Below are 17,083 nucleotides of genomic sequence, written 5' to 3' on the forward strand. Positions count from 1 at the left end.
TGTCAGCCGCGGTCGACGACTCCTGGGCCGCCGGACAGGTCACCGGCGAAGAGGCCGCGCAGCTCGGCTTCCTCGTCGGTGGTCGGGGTCCAGCGCGTGGCGAGGACGTTCTCGTCGAGTTGCTCCGGCACGGTGGTGCCGGCGATCACGCTGGTCACGGTCGGCTGAGCCAGGAGCCAGCCCAGGGCCGCGGTGCTCGGCGTGATACCCCGGTCGCGGGCGAACTGCTCGAACTTCGCCAGCGCCTCCCACGGCGCGGATCGCAGCAGGTACCGCTTGAGGTTGGTGATCTTCGCCTCGGCGGGCGCGCGATCGGCGGCGTACTTGCCGGTGAGCAGACCGTTCTGCAGCGGGAAGTACGGGATGAAGCCCAGCCCGTAGTGCCTGAGCGCGGGGATCAGCTCTTCCTCGGGCTTGCGCCACAGCAGGTTGTACTCGTCGGTCGTCGACACGAACCGGCTCAGGCCGTTGTCGCGGGCGACGTGATCGGCGTCCGCCAACTGCCAGGCCTTGAAGTTGGACGCACCGACGTACCGGACCTTCCCGGACCGCACCAGCGTGTCGAGCGCCGACAAGGTCTCCTCGATCGGCGTCGACGGGTCCGGGAAGTGGATCTGGTAGAGGTCGATGTAGTCGGTGCGCAGGCGCCGGAGCGACTCCTCCACTGCGGCGACGATGTACTTCCGCGAACCGGGCCTCGAGTACGCCGGGCCACGTGCGCGCGACAGGTTGAGGCCGAACTTGGTGCCGATGACAACCTTCTCTCGACGGTTGCCGAGTGCCGCGGCGAACAGTTCCTCGCTCTGGCCGGGGTGGTCGCCGTACCCCTCGGCCAGATCGAAGTACGTCACGTCGAGCTCCAGAGCGCGGTCGACGATCGCGGTGACAGTGTCCTGATCGGTCGCCCGCATCCCCGAGCGGCCGAACGTGCTGGCGCCGACCCCGATCTCGGACAACACCAAACCGGACGACCCCAGTTGCCGATGACCCACAACACTCTCCTCAGTACTCGTCGGTGTCGAGGAGGCCCTGCAGCGTGGACGCCTCGTACTCGCTTCGGAAGATCCCGCGCCGCTGCAGTTCCGGCACCACCAGATCCACGAACAGATCAGCAGGACCGCGGTGGTACGGCGGGAACAACTGCACCCCGTCGAGTACGTTCTCCTCGATGTTCTCCTCCAGCCAGTCCGCGATCTTGGCGGCGTCCCCGACCACCGCCGGCTGCTGTTCGTGCCGCGAGCGCTGCACATACTGGTAGAGCTCCCGCAGCGTCGCGTCCTCACCCACCTGCGTGGTCAGCACCTGCCGTAGCAGCTCCCGGTCGTTCTTCACGTCCCGCGCACGATCGCTGATGAAGGGCCTCAAGGCCGCGTCGTCGAGCGCCTCCACGTCCACGACGTCGAGCACCCGCTCGGTATCGCGAACCCGCGAGAGATCCACGCCGAGCGCGGCCGAGAACGCGGCCGGGATGTCCTCGGTCAGCTGCAGCGCGTTGATCTCGTTGAACTTGGCCACGGCTTCCCGCGTGGTACCGGCCAGATAGAACGTGATCCCCGGGATGATCTTGAACTTCTCCGGGTCCCGCCCGTTCGCCGCGACCCGCTCCTTCAGCTTGCGGTACTCCTCTTTGCCGCGGCTGATCCCGAAGTACGGCGAGAACCGCACCTGCGCGTAGTCGGCCCCGAACCGCAGTGACTCCTCGGACAACCCGACCTGCACGATCGGGATGTGCGGCTGCACCGGCGGCGGCACGTTCAGCGGTCCCCGGACGTCGAAATGCTCACCGTGGTGATCGATCTGGTGCCAGGACCCCGGCTTGATCAGCGTGCCGCCGGCCTTGTCGTCGAGCAGCAGGTCGTCGTCCCAGCTCTCGTACAGCAGCCGGTTCACGACCGCCGTGAACTCGCGCGCCCGGTCGTACTTCGTCTCCTCGGTGGGCACCGGGTTCTTGCCGTAGTTGCCGATCGGGTCTCCGTCGCGGTCGATACCGAAGACCACGTTCAGTGCAGTCCGGCCGGCAGTGAAATTGTCCAGCGTGGCGAGTTGCCGGGCGACCGCGTACGGGTGCTCGAAGGACGAGTTCACCGACATCAGGAAGCCCAGGTTCTTGGTCAGCGCGGCCGCGTACCCGGCGTACACGAAGTTGTCCCAGCGGTAGATCCGGTTCAGCCGGTCCGGCTCGCTGCCCAGCGCACTGCCGGCGAACACGTAGTCCAGCTTGCCGCGCTCGGCGGTCCGGGCGATGTCGAGGATCACGCTGGGGTCGCGGAGTCCGGTGTTGGTTGCCTCTGGCAAGCGCCAGGCATCCAGGTCCCAGCCGGTGCCGTACGCCGCCAGGCCGAGGCGCAGCTTCCGTCGATTCGACATGTCACTCCTGTGTGAACGTGTTGGGCGGGACATCGAGGCCGAAGTGCCCGCGGAAGGTGTCGGTGGTGTACTCGGTACGGAACACGCCGCGCTCCTGCAGGATCGGCACCACCTCACCGGTGAAGCGCTCGAGCTGGTTCCACAGGTACGGCGAGTTCACGTTGAAGCCCTCGGCCGCGCCGCGGTCGAACCAGTCGATCAGGGTGTCGGCGACGTGTTCCGCGGTCCCGATGACCAGCGGGAAGCCGCCGGCGACGGCAGCGTGCAGCAGGTCGCGCACCCGCACCGCCCCCGTGTCGACCGTGCGGTCGGTCCGATCCGTCAACGCTCGCAGCAGTCCCTGGCCGTAGTCGTTGAACCGCTCGGCGGCGTCCGGCTTGATCACGCCGTCCGGGCCGAGCGGCCGCAGGTCGGCCCCGATCCGCTCGGACAACGACCGGACGCTGCGCACCCCCTTCGGCAGCGGGAAGCGCGAGGAAGCGATCCGCTCCCAGTCCGGACCTGACCAGAACGACTCGTCCTGGTCGCCTTCGACCAGGTCGTCGTCGAACGGCAGCAGCGTGTTCAGTCCTTCGTACAACTCGATCGCATCCGCGCGAGTGTCACCGATGAGCGGAGCGATGCCGGGCAGGAAGAAGATCGGATCGGTCCGCCCCCGCAGGCGTACGGCGCGTTGCCGGACGTCGGCGTTGAACGCGATCGACTCCTCCGGCGTCGCGGGGCCGGTGAAGTTCACGTCGGCCCACCTCGCGGTCAGCTCCCGGGACAGCTCGGACGCCCCGGCGTACAGCAACGGAATGTGCCCCTGTGGCGGCCGCTCCAGTGGCAGCGTGCCGGCCACCTGGAAGTACTTGCCCTGCCAGTTCAGGCGGTGGATCTTGCTCTCGTCGATGTACCGCCCGGTGCTCTTGTCCTGCAGGTAGGCGCCTTGCTCGATGCTGTCCCACAGCCGCTGGATGACCGCGATGAACTCGTCCGCACGCTCGTATCGGTCGGCTCCCCCGAGGTCGGGAAGGCTGAAGTTCCGCGCTGCCAGATCGTTGGCGCCGAGGACGACGTTCCAGGCCAGCCGGCCGCCGCTGAGGTGGTCCAGCGAAGCGGTGAGACGGGCCAGGATGTACGGCTCGTAGAACGTCGGGTGCGCCGTGACGACGAGCCCGATCTTCGACGACTGCAGGGCGAGCTGCGAGGCCAGCGTGAACGGTTCGAGCCGCCCGGTGTTGTGGGTGGTGATCCACTGCTCACGGACGATGTCGCCGGGCAGTGTGTCGCCGAGGAAGAAGAAGTCGAACTTCGCGTCCTCGACGATCCTCAGCGCCTTTGTCGCGTACTCCAGCTCGAACGCGTGCGCCGTCGGCGCGTCCGGATGCCGCCAGCCACCCCAGTGGGTGCCGTTCAGCCAGTACATGTAGCCCAGATGGAGCTGGCGCATGGGTCTCCTCATGAGGAAAGTGCAGACGAGGGTTCGGCGGCGCCGGGGATCGACGCCAGCAGTTCCTTGACGTAGTCGGTCCGCGGCTGGGTGAGGATCCCGAGCGCGGCGCCGCGCTCCACGATCCGCCCGTGCTGGAGTACGACGATCTCGTCGGACACCTCGGCGATGACGCCCAGGTCGTGCGAGATGAACAGATAGGTGAGAGCGAGCTCGCGCTGCAACGTGCCGAGCAGGTCGAGGATCTGCCGCTGGACCGTGACGTCGAGCGCGGACACCGGCTCGTCCAGGATCACCACCTCGGGGTGGGGCGCGAGCGCGCGGGCGATGGCGACCCGCTGCCGCTGACCGCCGGACAGTTCCGCGGTGTACCGATCGGCGACGGACGCCGGGAGCCCGGTCACGTCCAGCAGTTCGTCGATCCGCTGGGCCCGCTGCGTCGCGTTGCCGATCTTGTGGCCCTTGAGCGGCTCGTCGAGGATCGCGCGCACGGTGGAGCGTGGATTCAGCGAGGCGAACGGGTCCTGGTAGACCAACTGCACCTTGCGGTACAGGTCGGCCAGACCCGCGCCGCGACGATGATGCACGACCGGTGCGGCGTCGATCTCGACGGTGCCGGCGTCGGCCGCGGTCAGGCCGGCCAAGATCCGGACCAGCGTTGTCTTACCGGATCCCGACTCGCCGACGATCCCGAGCGTCGTCCCCTTGCGCACCTGGAAATCGGCACCGGCGACCGCCGTGACGTCACCGAAGGCCTTCTTGATGCCCTTCGCCTCCACCACGACCGGCGAGTCCGCCGGGACCGTCCGCGAGTACTCCAGCCGCTTGTTCGCCGCGCGGACACCGGAGAAGCCGAGCGACGAGGACCGCAGCAGCCGTCCGGTGTACTCGTCTCCCGGGTCGGCCACGACCTCCTCGGTCCGCCCGCCGCGAACCAGCCGTCCGTCCTTCAGTACGGCGATCTCGTCCGCCCGCTCGCCGGCGACGCCGAGGTCGTGCGTGACGAGCAGGATCGCGAGATCCTCGGTCTCCACGAGTCCGGACAGCAGGTCGAGGATCGTCTTCTGAACGGTGACGTCGAGTGCGGTCGTCGGCTCGTCGGCGATCAGCAGCCGCGGCTGGGTGGACATCGCCGCCGCGATCAGCACGCGCTGGCACATCCCTCCGGAGAGCTCGTGCGGATAGCGCGAGTACAGCTTCTCCGGGTTTCGCAGACCGACCTTCGCGAACAGGTCGATGACCCGCTCCCGCCGCTCCGGCTTGGATGCCAGTCCGTGAGCGCGCAACGGTTCGCCCGCCTGCACACCGACCGGCACCAGCGGGTTCAGGCCGAGCAGTGCGTCCTGCGGGATGTAGCCGATCTCCTTGCCGCGGACACCGCGGTACTGCCGCTCGGACAGTCCGGTCAGGGTCCTGCCACCGAGGACGACGGTGCCGCCGGTGATCCGGCCGTTCTCCGCCAGGGTGCCGGTGACGACGCGGCCGAGCGTGGACTTCCCCGATCCGGACTCACCGACGACCGCCACCACCGACCCGGCGGCGACAGTCAGGCTGACGTCGTCCAGCACCCTGGCCGCGGGCCGGCCGGGCAGGCTGAACTCGACGCCGACGTTGCGCAGGCTGAGCAGCGGTTCAGGCTCGGATTCAGGCGATGACACTTGTCCTCCCGCGGTTGAACGACCGGCCGATCCGGTAGACGGCGAGCACCGTCAGAACGATGACGAGCCCGGGCAGCAGGCTGAGCCACCACTGGACGCCGATGAAGGTGCGGCCCGCGGCGACCAGCAGGCCCCATTCCGGCGTCGGCGGCGGCGCACCGAGGCCGAGGAAGCTCAGCGCGGCAACCGTGAGGATCGCCGTGCCGATGTCCATCGTCGCGGCGGCCAGCACGGAGCGGGACGCGTTCGGGACGACGTGCCGGAACAGCCGGTACACGTACCCGTGCCCCGCGAAGACCGACGCCTCGACGTACTTGGAATTGCTCACCTTCAGCACTTCGGCACGCATCAGCCGCGCGAATCCCGCCGTACTGTTGATGCCGATGGCAACGGCGATGTTCAGCGTGCCGCGGCCGAGCGCGGAGATGATCGCCAGCGACACGATCAGGCTCGGCACCGCCAGCATGATGTCGACGACCCGCATCAGCACGCTGTCGACCTTGCCGCGCAGCGCACCGGCGATCAGGCCGAGCAGCGATCCACTGATCAGGCCGATCAGGACCGCGACCACGGCCGCCTGCAGCGACAGTCGGGTGCCATGGACGGTCCGGGTGAACTGGTCCCGGCCGAAGTCGTCGGTACCGAACAGGTGGTGCGCGCTCGGCGGCAGCAGCATCTGCGACGCGTCCTGCTGGAGCGGATCGCCGGAGACGAACAGTCCCGGATGGATCGCCGCGAGCACGATCACCAGGACCCACAGGTACGACGCCAGCAGGCCGGGCGACCGAAGTACGGCGACCAGCCGGCTGGAGATCGCCGGCGCGTTGAGCTCGAGTGTCGCCATGTCATGCGTCCAATCGGATCCGCTTGTCGATCAGTGGATAGACGGCGTCGACCACCAGATTCACCACCACGAAGATCACCGCGCTGATCGTCACCGCGACCAGAACCAGCGGCATGTCCCGGCCGTTGACCGCGTCGACGACCAGCCGGCCGACACCGAGCCGGGAGAACACCGTCTCGGTGAGCACGGTTCCGCCGACCATCACGCCGACGGTCGTTCCGAGCGACGTGATCACCGGGAGCGCGGCGTTCTTCAGTGCGTGCCGCACGACGATGTCGAAGCGGCTCAGGCCCCAGTTCCGCGCGGTCTCGACGTACGGCGACGTCAGCGCGCCGCGGAGGTTCGCGGTGAGCAACTGCGAGATGCTGCCGCCGCCCGCGACCGCCAGCGCGATCGATGCGACCAGCAGTCCGCCGAATCCCTTGTCTCCGACAGCTTTGATCAGGTGCAGCTGGAACGCGAAGATCTGGAGCAGCACGAGGCCGACGAGGAACGGTGGCAACGAGACCGCGACCGGAGGCAACGAGATCAGCAGCTCGCGGGCCCATCGCCAGTTCGTCAACTCGATGAGGACCGACAGCGTCACGCCGAGCACGACCGCCAGGAGCAACCCGAGGAACGCCAGCTTCAGCGTCTCCGGGAACGACTCGAAGTAGACCTGCACGGCGGGGCGCCGCTGATAGACGCTCTGACCGAAGTCGCCGGTCAGCGCCCCGGTCAGCGCGTCCCAGTACTGCACCAGGACCGGCCGGTTCAAGCCGAGCAGCTCGCGCTGCTCGGCCAGCAACTGCTTCACGTCCGCACCGTCGGCCCCCGCCGTCAGACCACCGGCCGCGTCACCGGGAACGATGTAGAGCAGGAAGAACGCCCCGGTGAAAGCGCCCCAGATCACGATGCCGCCGTACAGCAGCCGGCGCACGCCGTACCTCAGCATCGGGTCACTTCTTCTCGAGCCAGGCATTGATCAGGAACTGGTCGAGACCCACCGGCAAGATGTCGTGCAACCGCGGCGAGTAGGCCCAGACGTCGACGTCGTTGGACACCGGGATGTCATAGGCCTGCTCGACCAGGATCCGCGAGGCCTGATCGACAAGCTGCTGACGCTTGGCCTTGTCGATCGTCTGGTTCTGCTCCTGCAGCAGCCGGTCCAGCTCCTGGCCCTTCGAGTCGTCCTTCGCGATGAAGCTCCGGTTCGAGCCCGTCGTGGTGCCGTAGTTGGCGCGCAGTACGTCGGGCTCCGGCGAGGACGCGTACCAGTAGGCGACGTCGTACGTGCCACTCAGCAGCTTCTCGTTCGCCTCGGCCGCTAGCGGCGGATCGAGCACCAACTCGATGCCGAGCTTCTTCCACTGGTCCTGCAGCACCTGGAACGCGGCGTCGTCGCGAGGCGCCCGCAGCGACAGCCGCTGTCCCGCCGCGTTCACCCGGATGCCGTCGGCGCCGACCTTGCTCCAGCCGGCCTGCTCCAGCAGGGACTTCGCCTTGTCCGGGTCGTACTTCAGCAGCGCGCTCTGATCCGAGTAGAACGGGTTGTCCTTGCTCAGCGGTCCGGTCGCCGGCTGGTCGATGCCGCCGGAGGCGATCTTGACGAGCTCCTCCCGGTTCACCCCGACCTGCAACGCCTGCCGGACGCGGACGTCCTTGAGGAACTTGGACGAGGAGTTGATCGGCAGCTCCAGACCGGTCGCCGGGTTCAGCGTCTTCGAGATCGTCAGCCCGGCGCCCTGCAACTGCGGCACGTACTTGGCGTTCACCCAGTAGATGAACTGAAGCTCGTCGTCACCGATCACGGCGCCGTTGCGGACCGAGTCCTCCGGGATGATCTTGTAGACGACCTCGTCCAGGTACGCCGGTCCATCGTGCTTGAAGTACTTCGGAGCCCAGTGGTAGTCGTCGCGCTTCTTCAGCACGATGTGCTGGTTCGGCACGTACTCCTGCAGGTAGAAGGGGCCGGACCCGTCGATCCACTTCTGCCGCTCGGCGACCGGGAGCTTGGCCGTCTTCTCCGACACGATGCCGACGTACGCCCGCGACAGCGATACCAGGAACGCGGCGTTCGGCTTCGCGAACTGGACGGTGATGTCGTGCTCCGTCGGCGTCGTGATCTTGCTGATTCCCTGGACGATCGTCTTCGCACTGGAGTGGATCCCCGGCCGGTTCAGGCTCTCCAGGTTGGCCTTGACCACCGCCGACGTGAGCTTCGTGCCGTCGTGGAACGTGACGTCGTCGCGCAGCTTGAACGAGTACGTCCGGGCGTCGGCGCTCTCGGTCCAGCTGGTCGCCAGCCACGGCTCGAGCTTCTTGGTGTCCGGGTTGTAGAACACCAGCGAGTCCGACAGGGCACGAGCCACCGTTCGCCAGACCTGGTTGACCACGGCCGCGTCGATCCCGGTGGGCTCCGCACTCAGGCCGATGTTCAGGGTGCCGCCGTTGCGATCCGCCCCCGAGGTAGCTGCTTGGGGCGAGTTCCCGGAGCAGGCGGCAGTGGCGAGCAAGGCGAAGGTGGCGACCACTCCGGCAAGCCGACGGAAGCTGGGCACGGCGGATTCCTCTCAGTAAAAGATCACATGACGCTATATAGCGAAGCGACTGGATCGTGTGTTGCCGACATCGTGACACGGCCGCGATGAGCGTCAGGACATGTCTCATATGTCGAGCAACTTAGTCGACTTTCAGTGTGATAGTGGATACATAACCTCTTGCATGCGCGTAGTATCGCGGCGTGGTGTTCGACAAGAAGTACAGCGACGAGGTTCGCGAGCGCGCCGTCGAGCGGGTGCTGCAGCGCCGCCGGGACGAACCCGACAACCGCTCGATCGTCCGTGAGGTCTCCGAGGAGTTCGAGGTCGGCCCGCAGTCGCTGCGCAAGTGGGTCGCGCGCTACGACGACGGCAGCTACGACTACGACGCCGGCGACACCGACGGGTGGGACCCGGCGCCCGCACCCAGACAGCGCAAGGGCGGCCGGCGGGACCTGGAGGCGAAGATCGCCGATCTCGAGCACCAGGTCGCCGTACTGCAGGAGGACAACCGGTCGCTGACCAGGGTCGTCGCACTGCTCGCCGACGAGCTGCGCACCGCCACCACCCGTACCGTCCAGCATCCGGAAGCACTCACCGGCGACGCTGCTCGTTCATAGACTCGTGCGATGAACGAACGCGTCACTGTGGTCAGCAACCTGCACGGCCAGACCACTGACGTTCGCGGGCGCTACACCATCAGTGGCCCGGGTTTCGAGATCGTGTCCGACGGCTCTGTACGCAGCGGCGGTCCGGGCGAGGAGGCCAGCTCCCTCGACCTACTGATCGCATCGCTGGTGTCCTGCGCGCTGAACGCCTTCCGGCACGATTTCGTCGAGCGTGGGCAACCAGAGCGGCAGGTGGAGATCTTTGCCCGGATCGAACGGAAGGTCGAGGGCGACTACCTCGGGACGCTGATCATGGAGTGCTTCATCGACGGCGTCGACAATCTCACGGCGGACCAACTCGTCGCCGAGTACAAGAAACGCTGCCGGATCTACAACGCCCTGAAAGAAAGCCTGCCGGTCGTCTTCGTCCCGCACACATCCGAGCTGCAGCAGTGACATCGTCCGCGATCAGCGGCCGCGCGACGGAGTACCTGATCGACGCCGCGACAGCGCAGCGCGATGCCGCGCACCTCGTCTTCCTCGAGGTCGCTCCCTGGCGGGTGATGGCCGACGGACCGGATCCCGTCCTCGGCAGCATCCCCGGCGCCGTCGCGACCACGGTCAAAGATGACTTCGCCGGCTCCCCCACCGCCACCAGCGGCCACCTCCCGCTGCCCCATGCCGGTGACCTGCACGCCGTACTGCGTGCGTACGGCGTCCAGGCGACCGACGACATCGTCGTGTACACCCGCCGCACCGAGGAACTGTCTTCCGCCACCCGCGCCTGGTTCACGCTGACCTGGGCCGGATACCGCTCCGTCCGCGTCCTCGACGGTGGCCTGCCCGCTTGGGTTGGTACTGGCGGCCGGACAGCGCCTCTCGAGCCACCGCGCACACGACCGCCCGCTCCCGCGCCTTTGGCAGCCGGGGCCGTCCGGGTTCTCGACGTGGAACAGGTACTCGAGATCTCGCAGTACGGCACCCTGCTCGACGCCCGCTCCGCCGCTGCCTACAACGGCAGTCTCGACGAACCTCGCAGCGGTCATGTGCCACACGCCGTCCACGCACCGTCGACCGACCTCGTCGGCCCCGACGGCCGGTTAGTCCCGGCAACCGAACTGCGCAAGTGGTTCCTGCGTCGCCGCGCGGTCGGCGGGCAGGAGGTCGGCGCCTACTGCGGCGGCGGAGTATCGAGCTCGCTCCTGGTCTTCGGAGCGGCCCTCATCGGCCAACCCATAGGCCTGTACGTCGACTCGTGGTCAGCGTGGTCCGCCGACTCAACCCTCCCGATCGAGCAAGGCACAACCCTGAGCCCCTCCCCACTCCTCGACACCGACTGCACCTGAGCCACACAGCAGCTCGCCGTCGACCATGTGGGGACGGCAGCCCTAAGCCGCGTCCAGCGCTGGGCCGAGGTGGCCTTCCTCGTACGCATCGTTCCTGCTCCTGATGCCGCGGATGGTGGGCCGCACCAAACGGCTCAAGGCTCTTCCTGAAGATCCTGAGAACCTACGAAGACGCCCTCTGAACTTCCCGCTCTCAGATCGTTCCTGACAGGCGGCCGCCGGACGGGACAGCCTCGAGCAAGGATCTCGTGATGGGGTTGTCGGGAGTGGTGACTACCTCAGCGGTAGGCCCGTGTTCGACGACGCGGCCGGCGTCCATGACCGCGATCGTGTCCGACAACGAGCTGACGACCGCGAGGTCGTGCGAGATCAGCAAGTAGGCAAGGTCGCGCTCCTGCTGCAGCCTGAGGAGGAGTTCCAGGATCCGCGCCTGTACGACGACATCCAGCGCGGACACGGGTTCGTCCAGAACGAGCAAGCTGGGATTCAGGGCAAGCGCGCGGGCGATGGCCACCCGCTGACGCTGGCCGCCGGACAATGCCCGCGGCCTTCGATCTGCCAGCTCTGGCTCGAGTCCGACGTCCTCGAGAAGCTCGCGCACACGGGTACGTCGTTCACGCCGGGAGCCGACGTGGAACGCCCGTAGCGGCTCACCGATGATCTTCTCGACGGTCATCCGCGGATCGAGGGCGTCGTACGGGTTCTGGGCAACCAGCTGCACCTGCTGCCGGAAGTCCCGCCGGTTCCCCGAGACAGTGGCTCCGTTCAGCTCGATGCTGCCAGTGGTTGGTTCGACGAGCAGGTTGATCATCCGCGCGAGTGTCGACTTGCCACAGCCCGAGGCGCCCACCAGGCCGAGCGTCCGCCCCGGCTGGATCGACAGCGAGACGTCCTGCACAGCCGTGGTCGTCCCGCGGCGGCCGGAGTACGTCTTGGACACAGCGGTCAGCCGCAGCAAGGGGCGCCCTCCGACGGGCCCGCGGAATTCCGGCACCACGATCCGTGGCGTTGAGCGGAGCAACAGCCGGGTGTACTCGCGTTGGGGGTTCCCGAGCACTTCGGACGTGGCCCCCTGCTCGACAACGCGGCCGTTGCGCAGGACAACGATCCGATCGGCACGCTCCGCGGCAACCGCCAGGTCATGCGTGATCAGAACGAGCGCCGCGTCGTCCCGCCGTACGACCAGTTGCAGGCGATCCAGAACGGTCCGCTGCACGGTCACATCCAGCGCCGACGTCGGCTCGTCGGCGATCAGCAGTGCGGGCCGGCCGATCGTGGCCATCGCGAGCAGTACTCGCTGACGGTAGCCGCCGGACAGCTCGTGCGGCAACATCTTGAGGATCCGCTCCGGATCCGGAACGCCCATATCGATCAGCGCGCTCTCGGCGCTGGGCTCGGTCAGGCCTTGTTGTCGCAGAGCTTCGGTGATCTGTCGCCGGACGGTCAGCAGCGGGTTCAATGCGGTGCCTGGATCCTGAGGGACAAAGGCGATCTGCCGCCCGCGCAGCCGGGTCCAGCCTCGATCGGACAGTGCCTGGACCTGCCGACCCGCGAAGGTGATCGTCCCCGCATCGAGCCGTGCCTCGTCCGGGAGCAAGCCGGCGAGCGCGTGAGCCAAGGTCGACTTGCCCGACCCGGACTCCCCCACCACAGCGACCACCTCCCCGCGACCGACCCGAAGTGTCACAGCCTCGACAGCTCGCTGCCGGCCGTATCGGATCGACAGTCCCTCGACGGACAGCGTCATCGCGCACCGTGCCGCAAGATCGCTGCGAGTTGGTTCGCCGCGAGCACGACGACGGTCAGCACGAGTCCGGGGCAGGCGGTCAGCCACCACGCGGAGTCGAGGTAGTCCTGGCCGCCGGCGATCATCGCTCCCCACTCGGGCGTCGGTGGCGTGGCGCCGAACCCGAGGAAGCTGAGCGCGGCGACCGCGAGTACGGCGTTGCCGAACTCGACAGAAGCGAGCGCCGCGACCGGGGTCAGCGAGTTCGGCAGGATGTGCCGGACGATCGTGACCGGCCATCGTGTTCCGCACGCCCGGGCCGCCTCGACGTATCCCGATGTCCGGACCCGCACGGCCTCGGAGCGGATGATCCGGGCGGAACTGGCCGATGCCGAGATCCCGACCGCGACGGCCACGTGGATCGTGCCGAAACCCAGCGCGAGCACAATCGCCAGGACGAGCAGGAACGACGGGATCGACAGCATCACCTCGACGACCCGCATCAGGAAGTCGTCGATCGACCGGGACCCAGTTCCGGCCACCAGACCGACGGTGGACCCAGCAACGACAGCGACGGTCACAGCGATCACCGCGGCCTGCAGCGACAGCGACGCCCCGTGGACTACTCGGCTCAACACGTCTCGACCGAGCTCGTCCGTGCCGAGCAGGTGTGCGCTGCTCGGCGGCCGCAGGCGATCCGCGACAAGTCCGCGGATCGGATCGGCAGAGGTGAAGAGACCGGGGAACAACGCGCACGCGACAACCAGTCCGACAACCGAACAGCACACGAGGATCCACGCAATCCGAAGTGATCGCATCATGCGGTCCGACGGTCGAGCAGCACACGAGGATCGATCAACGGGTGCAGCAGATCGACGACCAGGGTCACGACCACGAAGATCGAGGTCGTCAGGGTCACCAGCGCGAGCATCATCGTCAGGTCCTGTCCGGCCACTGCGCTCGTGATGAGCCTGCCCACACCGTTGCGGGCGAAGACGGTCTCGATCACAACGGACCCGGACATCACCCAGCCGATCAGCAACGCCAGCATCGTCAAGGCCGGCATGACCGCATTGCGCAGAGCATGCGCGTTGAGAGCCCGGGCACGCGTGGCGCCCTGCGCGCGAGCGGTATCGACGTACGGATCCCCCATCGCCTCGATCAGCCGCGCCGAAAGCACTTGCGCCAGCAGTGCGGAAGAAGGCACCGCCAGCGTCACCGCGGGCAGCACCAGCCCACCGCGCGCCGGGAAGATCCGGTAGCCGAAGGAGAACGCCTGCAACAGCAGGATCCCTAACCAGAACGTCGGCAGTGAAAGCGAGATCGCCGGCACCGCCAGCAGTAGTTGCCGCAGCCAACGACGACGGGTGTATGCACTGAACCAGGCCACCGCTGCTCCCACGACGACTGCGATCGCCAGGGCCAGCCCCGCCAGCTCGATGGTCCGAGGCAGCGCGGCCGTGATCGACCCGGTGACGGATCGCCCGGTCCTGAGCGAGACACCGAAGTCGCCGCGTACGGCGTGCCACAGCCCGTCGCCGTACCGCACGAGCCAGGGCCGATCGAAGCCGTACTCGTGCTCCAGCGCCGCGACGCTCTGATCGCTGACCTTGTTCTCCGGGCCGATCATCAGCCGGATCGGGTCCGACGGCAGGATGAAGAGCGCGAGAAAGGTCACCGTGTACGCGATCCACACCACCAAGACCGCTTGAGCGATCCTGGTGATCACGAACCTGGGGACAGTGCTCATCTCAACCCCGCACATCGATCAGTACCAGGTCTGGGCCGAGCCGTGCCGACAACGCCTCCAGGTCCTGTCCGGCGTAGAGCACAACGTTGCCGGGGCGGAGCCGTCCGAGCAAAGCCAGCCCGAGCGCCGGCTGCCCACCGGTTGGAATCAGCTGGAACCCGCCACGACCGCTGACGTTGTCCTCGGCGCGAAGGACGGCGCAGCCTGACCACCCGCTCAGGCCGGTTGCCGCCTCACCGGACGGCAGATCCGGGCGCCGGGCGTATCGGTGTCCGCGCAGCGCCTGTCCGAGATCCACCGACCACTCGTGCTCATCGAATCCGACAGTCAGCCGGAGGGTCCGGTGCCCGTCGCCGCGTACCGGACCGTCGGTCACCCGGCTCGACAGCTCGACGACCTCGATCTCCTCTACCGGCTTCGGGTCCGGCTCCGGCTGCACGACAGAGGGTGAGTAGTAGTCGTCCCGTTCCGGGAAGAAGAACGTCGTACCGACCTCCGATGTCGGCGAGTAGGTCAGCAGGTACGCCGGTACGTCGAGCGCCGGCGCACTGACAACAGAGGGCAGGACGGAGGCACCACCATCAGTGAAGCCGAAGGCTCCGGACTCGTGGTGTCCGACGAGGAAGTCCGCCGCGAGATCGACGACCGCGACATGGGCGATCCTCCGAGTCATTGCCTGCACCACGAAGCCGTCTCGCGCCGTCTGCAGCCGCGTCAGTCCGTCATGATCCGCGCAAAAGCGCACAGCGTCCGGATTGGCGAACACCATCAACAGGTCACGCAACAGGACGAGCTGCCACTGCCACTCGTTGTAGAGGTTGCGAGCGGGATGGTTGTCGCCGGCCCCGATCAGCCGCTCGATCACCGGTTCGGTCCACAGGTAGCCCACGCAGCTGCTCCGGATGTCGGCGAGCCGGTGCACCGGTTCGGCCGCGGCCCGCCGTACCAACGAGAGGATGTACGCCGAGACTGCCTCGGCGTTCCGTGCGAGTTCCTGCCGCGGGCCGTGACCGACCGGACCGACATCCAGCCGCAAGGTCGAGTACGACGTGTCGACGGTGAGGATCGCCTGCAGGCCTGCCACGAGATCATCCCGCGCCGCGTCGCCACCGCCGATGTGCTCGAGCGCCGACGCCAGCAAGGCGTCTGCGGCGCGGACGAACGCTTCCGCGCCGACCATGGTGCCGTTGCCGAAGTCGTTCCAGGCGGTGCGCTGATCGACCGCTTCTCTCATCGTGCCGCCTCCGCGTCGTAGAAGATCGGACGGCTCGAGGCGTCGAACCGTACCCCGTTCACGCCTCGGCCGAGTCCGACTGACGCCGCCTGCTCGAACAACGGGATGCCGTGCGCGCCGTCGAGGATCGCCCGAACCGCGGCAGTGACCAGTGGGGTACGCCGGGCGTCATCGACGACCGATCCGATCGCTGCGATCGAAGTGTCGAGTACATCGGCCTTGGTCCGTCGGAGCGGATCCGCACTCGCGACCGGGTAGATGCTCGCCAAGATGGTCGGGTCTGCACGAGTCACGGACCAGGACACGAAGTCGTAGTCTCCTGCCGCCTGACGTGCGTTGTTGGTGGCGTCGTCGAGAGGCTTCAGCTGCAGGTCGACCCCGATCTCACGCAACTGCTGAGCCATCAACTGGTAAACGGTTCCATAGCGTTCGGTTGCCGAGTAGACGAGCGTCAGGGCAAGCGGACGGCCCTGCTTGGTACGAATTCCGCCGGGGCCACCGCTCCAACCGGCGCTGTCGAGCAAACGCTTCGCCTCGTCGGGCGCATAGCGCAGCAGGCTCGACTGGTCGGTGTAGCCGGGAGTGGTCGAGGCCAGCGCACTGGTCGCGGCGCGCTCGGCCTTGGACAGCAACGGCGCGAAGGCCGAGCGATCGATCCCGGCTGCGATCGCCCGGCGTACGGCGGGATCCTGAAGGACCAGGCGGGATTCGTTGGGCAGCAGCGTGTACACGATGCCCGGGCGAGTCGCTGACAGCAGGCTCGAACCACCCGTGCCGAAGCTCCTCTCGTCCTGCTGCAGAACCTGTGTGTCGACGTCGAGCTGACCGGAGGCGAGACTGCCGTGCCGAGCACTGGCGTCAGGAACGATCGAGAAGTCGAGCTCGGCGAGATGCGCCGGACCCATGTGCTTGGCCTGTGCACCGGCCCAGTCGTAGCCGTCACGCCGTACCAGCTTGATCTCTTCGTTCTCGTCGACGCTCTTGAGTACGAACGGGCCCGAGCCGACAAGCTCACCTGCGCAGCGTCGTTTCGAGTCCAGCGACAGTGTTCTCGTCGACAACAACCCGAGGGTCACCATCGAGGTGGCCTGCAGGAACTGCGCATTGGGCTTGGCGAACCTCACGGTGACGCGGTTCGCCCCGGTCGCCGTCGCACCGGCGAAGTCCCGCAGATAGCCGGCGCCAAGCGGCGACTTGGCACCGAGTGCGGCCACGTCCTTCAGGTTCGCGACGACCGCGGCCGCGTCAACCGCCGTACCGTCGCTGAACGTCGCGCGCTCGCGCAAGGTGAAGGTGAACACGGTCGCGTCGGAGTTCGCGGTCCAGGAGGTCGCCAGCCATGGAGTCAGACGTCCCGATGCGGGGTCCTGATCGGTCAGGCTGTCGACGAACTGCCGGGCCACGTGCAACGGCGGTGTGTTCGGCGTCTGATGTGGATCCAGACAGTCGACCGTCGAGCTCAGGCCGACGGTCAACCGAGACTGGGCTTCGGCCGCGTTACCGGTCGACGAGCAGCCCGCGAGCAGCAGGGCGCTCACAGCGATCAACGATGCGATCGAGGTTCTTGCATGTCGTGTGCTGGCCAACGGAAACTCCTGG

The 17,083-nt window shown here is 67.5% G+C and carries 15 protein-coding genes; 3 read left to right on the plus strand and 12 right to left on the minus strand.

All coding sequences use genetic code 11. From position 1 onward, the window contains the following. Positions 1–2: 2 nt before the first annotated feature. Genes ACFYRH_RS18290 through ACFYRH_RS18320 form a run of 7 tightly spaced genes read right to left on the minus strand, consistent with a single transcriptional unit; the run spans position 3 to position 8,841 of the window. The gene (locus ACFYRH_RS18290; RefSeq protein ID WP_387775943.1) at positions 3–992 is read right to left on the minus strand and encodes an aldo/keto reductase; all 990 of its coding nucleotides are present in this window, start codon (positions 990–992) and stop codon (positions 3–5) included. Between the two features lie 10 nt (positions 993–1,002). Continuing rightward, complete coding sequence (locus ACFYRH_RS18295) at positions 1,003–2,367, minus strand: NtaA/DmoA family FMN-dependent monooxygenase (RefSeq protein WP_387775946.1); 1,365 nt, start codon at positions 2,365–2,367, stop codon at positions 1,003–1,005. A 1-nt stretch (position 2,368) separates the two neighbouring features. Further along, positions 2,369–3,799, minus strand: coding sequence for an NtaA/DmoA family FMN-dependent monooxygenase (locus ACFYRH_RS18300; protein WP_387775949.1), 1,431 nt, complete (start codon positions 3,797–3,799; stop codon positions 2,369–2,371). Positions 3,800–3,807: 8 nt separating this feature from the next. Beyond that, the gene (locus ACFYRH_RS18305) at positions 3,808–5,457 is read right to left on the minus strand and encodes a dipeptide ABC transporter ATP-binding protein (RefSeq protein WP_387775952.1); all 1,650 of its coding nucleotides are present in this window, start codon (positions 5,455–5,457) and stop codon (positions 3,808–3,810) included. Beyond that, positions 5,444–6,301, minus strand: a complete 858-nt coding sequence (locus ACFYRH_RS18310) for an ABC transporter permease (protein WP_387775955.1) — start codon at positions 6,299–6,301, stop codon at positions 5,444–5,446. Before ACFYRH_RS18310 ends, ACFYRH_RS18305 begins: the two co-directional genes overlap by 14 nt. A gap of 1 nt (position 6,302) precedes the next feature. Beyond that, the gene (locus tag ACFYRH_RS18315) at positions 6,303–7,235 is read right to left on the minus strand and encodes an ABC transporter permease (protein ID WP_387775958.1); all 933 of its coding nucleotides are present in this window, start codon (positions 7,233–7,235) and stop codon (positions 6,303–6,305) included. A gap of 4 nt (positions 7,236–7,239) precedes the next feature. Beyond that, positions 7,240–8,841 (minus strand): ABC transporter substrate-binding protein, encoded by a 1,602-nt coding sequence (locus ACFYRH_RS18320; RefSeq protein WP_387775961.1) that lies wholly within the window; start codon positions 8,839–8,841, stop codon positions 7,240–7,242. A 182-nt stretch (positions 8,842–9,023) separates the two neighbouring features. On the opposite strand from ACFYRH_RS18320, the gene ACFYRH_RS18325 reads away from it, so the two are divergent. The 3 genes from ACFYRH_RS18325 to ACFYRH_RS18335 are packed head-to-tail and all read left to right on the plus strand — an operon-like array spanning position 9,024 to position 10,774. After that, positions 9,024–9,440, plus strand: a complete 417-nt coding sequence (locus ACFYRH_RS18325) for a transposase (protein ID WP_387775963.1) — start codon at positions 9,024–9,026, stop codon at positions 9,438–9,440. A gap of 9 nt (positions 9,441–9,449) precedes the next feature. Beyond that, the gene (locus ACFYRH_RS18330; RefSeq protein WP_387775966.1) at positions 9,450–9,884 is read left to right on the plus strand and encodes an OsmC family protein; all 435 of its coding nucleotides are present in this window, start codon (positions 9,450–9,452) and stop codon (positions 9,882–9,884) included. Then, complete coding sequence (locus tag ACFYRH_RS18335) at positions 9,881–10,774, plus strand: sulfurtransferase (protein WP_387775969.1); 894 nt, start codon at positions 9,881–9,883, stop codon at positions 10,772–10,774. Before ACFYRH_RS18330 ends, ACFYRH_RS18335 begins: the two co-directional genes overlap by 4 nt. A 193-nt stretch (positions 10,775–10,967) precedes the next feature. Here ACFYRH_RS18335 and ACFYRH_RS18340 read toward each other — a convergent pair whose 3' ends face one another. The 5 genes from ACFYRH_RS18340 to ACFYRH_RS18360 are packed head-to-tail and all read right to left on the minus strand — an operon-like array spanning position 10,968 to position 17,022. Continuing rightward, positions 10,968–12,521: a dipeptide ABC transporter ATP-binding protein gene (locus ACFYRH_RS18340; protein WP_387775972.1), complete on the minus strand. Its 1,554-nt coding sequence runs from the start codon at positions 12,519–12,521 to the stop codon at positions 10,968–10,970. Then, positions 12,518–13,321, minus strand: a complete 804-nt coding sequence (locus tag ACFYRH_RS18345; RefSeq protein ID WP_387775975.1) for an ABC transporter permease — start codon at positions 13,319–13,321, stop codon at positions 12,518–12,520. Before ACFYRH_RS18345 ends, ACFYRH_RS18340 begins: the two co-directional genes overlap by 4 nt. Further along, complete coding sequence (locus ACFYRH_RS18350; protein ID WP_387775978.1) at positions 13,318–14,250, minus strand: ABC transporter permease; 933 nt, start codon at positions 14,248–14,250, stop codon at positions 13,318–13,320. Before ACFYRH_RS18350 ends, ACFYRH_RS18345 begins: the two co-directional genes overlap by 4 nt. A 1-nt stretch (position 14,251) precedes the next feature. Then, on the minus strand, positions 14,252–15,484 hold the full coding sequence (locus tag ACFYRH_RS18355; RefSeq protein ID WP_387775981.1) for a hypothetical protein: 1,233 nt from the start codon (positions 15,482–15,484) through the stop codon (positions 14,252–14,254). Next, on the minus strand, positions 15,481–17,022 hold the full coding sequence (locus tag ACFYRH_RS18360; protein WP_387775983.1) for an ABC transporter substrate-binding protein: 1,542 nt from the start codon (positions 17,020–17,022) through the stop codon (positions 15,481–15,483). Before ACFYRH_RS18360 ends, ACFYRH_RS18355 begins: the two co-directional genes overlap by 4 nt. Between the last annotated feature and the right edge of the window lie 61 nt (positions 17,023–17,083).

The sequence above is a fragment of the Kribbella sp. NPDC004875 genome (assembly GCF_042873375.1).
Lineage (GTDB): Bacteria > Actinomycetota > Actinomycetes > Propionibacteriales > Kribbellaceae > Kribbella.

Bases quoted from the DNA above. Each gene is read 5' to 3' on its own strand.
- ACFYRH_RS18350 (WP_387775978.1), bottom strand. From the start codon at position 14,250: ATGAGCACTGTCCCCAGGTTCGTGATCACCAGGATCGCTCAAGCGGTC.
- ACFYRH_RS18315 (WP_387775958.1), bottom strand. From the start codon at position 7,235: ATGCTGAGGTACGGCGTGCGCCGGCTGCTGTACGGCGGCATCGTGATC.
- ACFYRH_RS18295 (WP_387775946.1), bottom strand. From the start codon at position 2,367: ATGTCGAATCGACGGAAGCTGCGCCTCGGCCTGGCGGCGTACGGCACC.
- ACFYRH_RS18355 (WP_387775981.1), bottom strand. From the start codon at position 15,484: ATGAGAGAAGCGGTCGATCAGCGCACCGCCTGGAACGACTTCGGCAAC.
- ACFYRH_RS18310 (WP_387775955.1), bottom strand. From the start codon at position 6,301: ATGGCGACACTCGAGCTCAACGCGCCGGCGATCTCCAGCCGGCTGGTC.
- ACFYRH_RS18300 (WP_387775949.1), bottom strand. From the start codon at position 3,799: ATGCGCCAGCTCCATCTGGGCTACATGTACTGGCTGAACGGCACCCAC.
- ACFYRH_RS18340 (WP_387775972.1), bottom strand. From the start codon at position 12,521: ATGACGCTGTCCGTCGAGGGACTGTCGATCCGATACGGCCGGCAGCGA.
- ACFYRH_RS18345 (WP_387775975.1), bottom strand. From the start codon at position 13,321: ATGATGCGATCACTTCGGATTGCGTGGATCCTCGTGTGCTGTTCGGTT.
- ACFYRH_RS18330 (WP_387775966.1), top strand. From the start codon at position 9,450: ATGAACGAACGCGTCACTGTGGTCAGCAACCTGCACGGCCAGACCACT.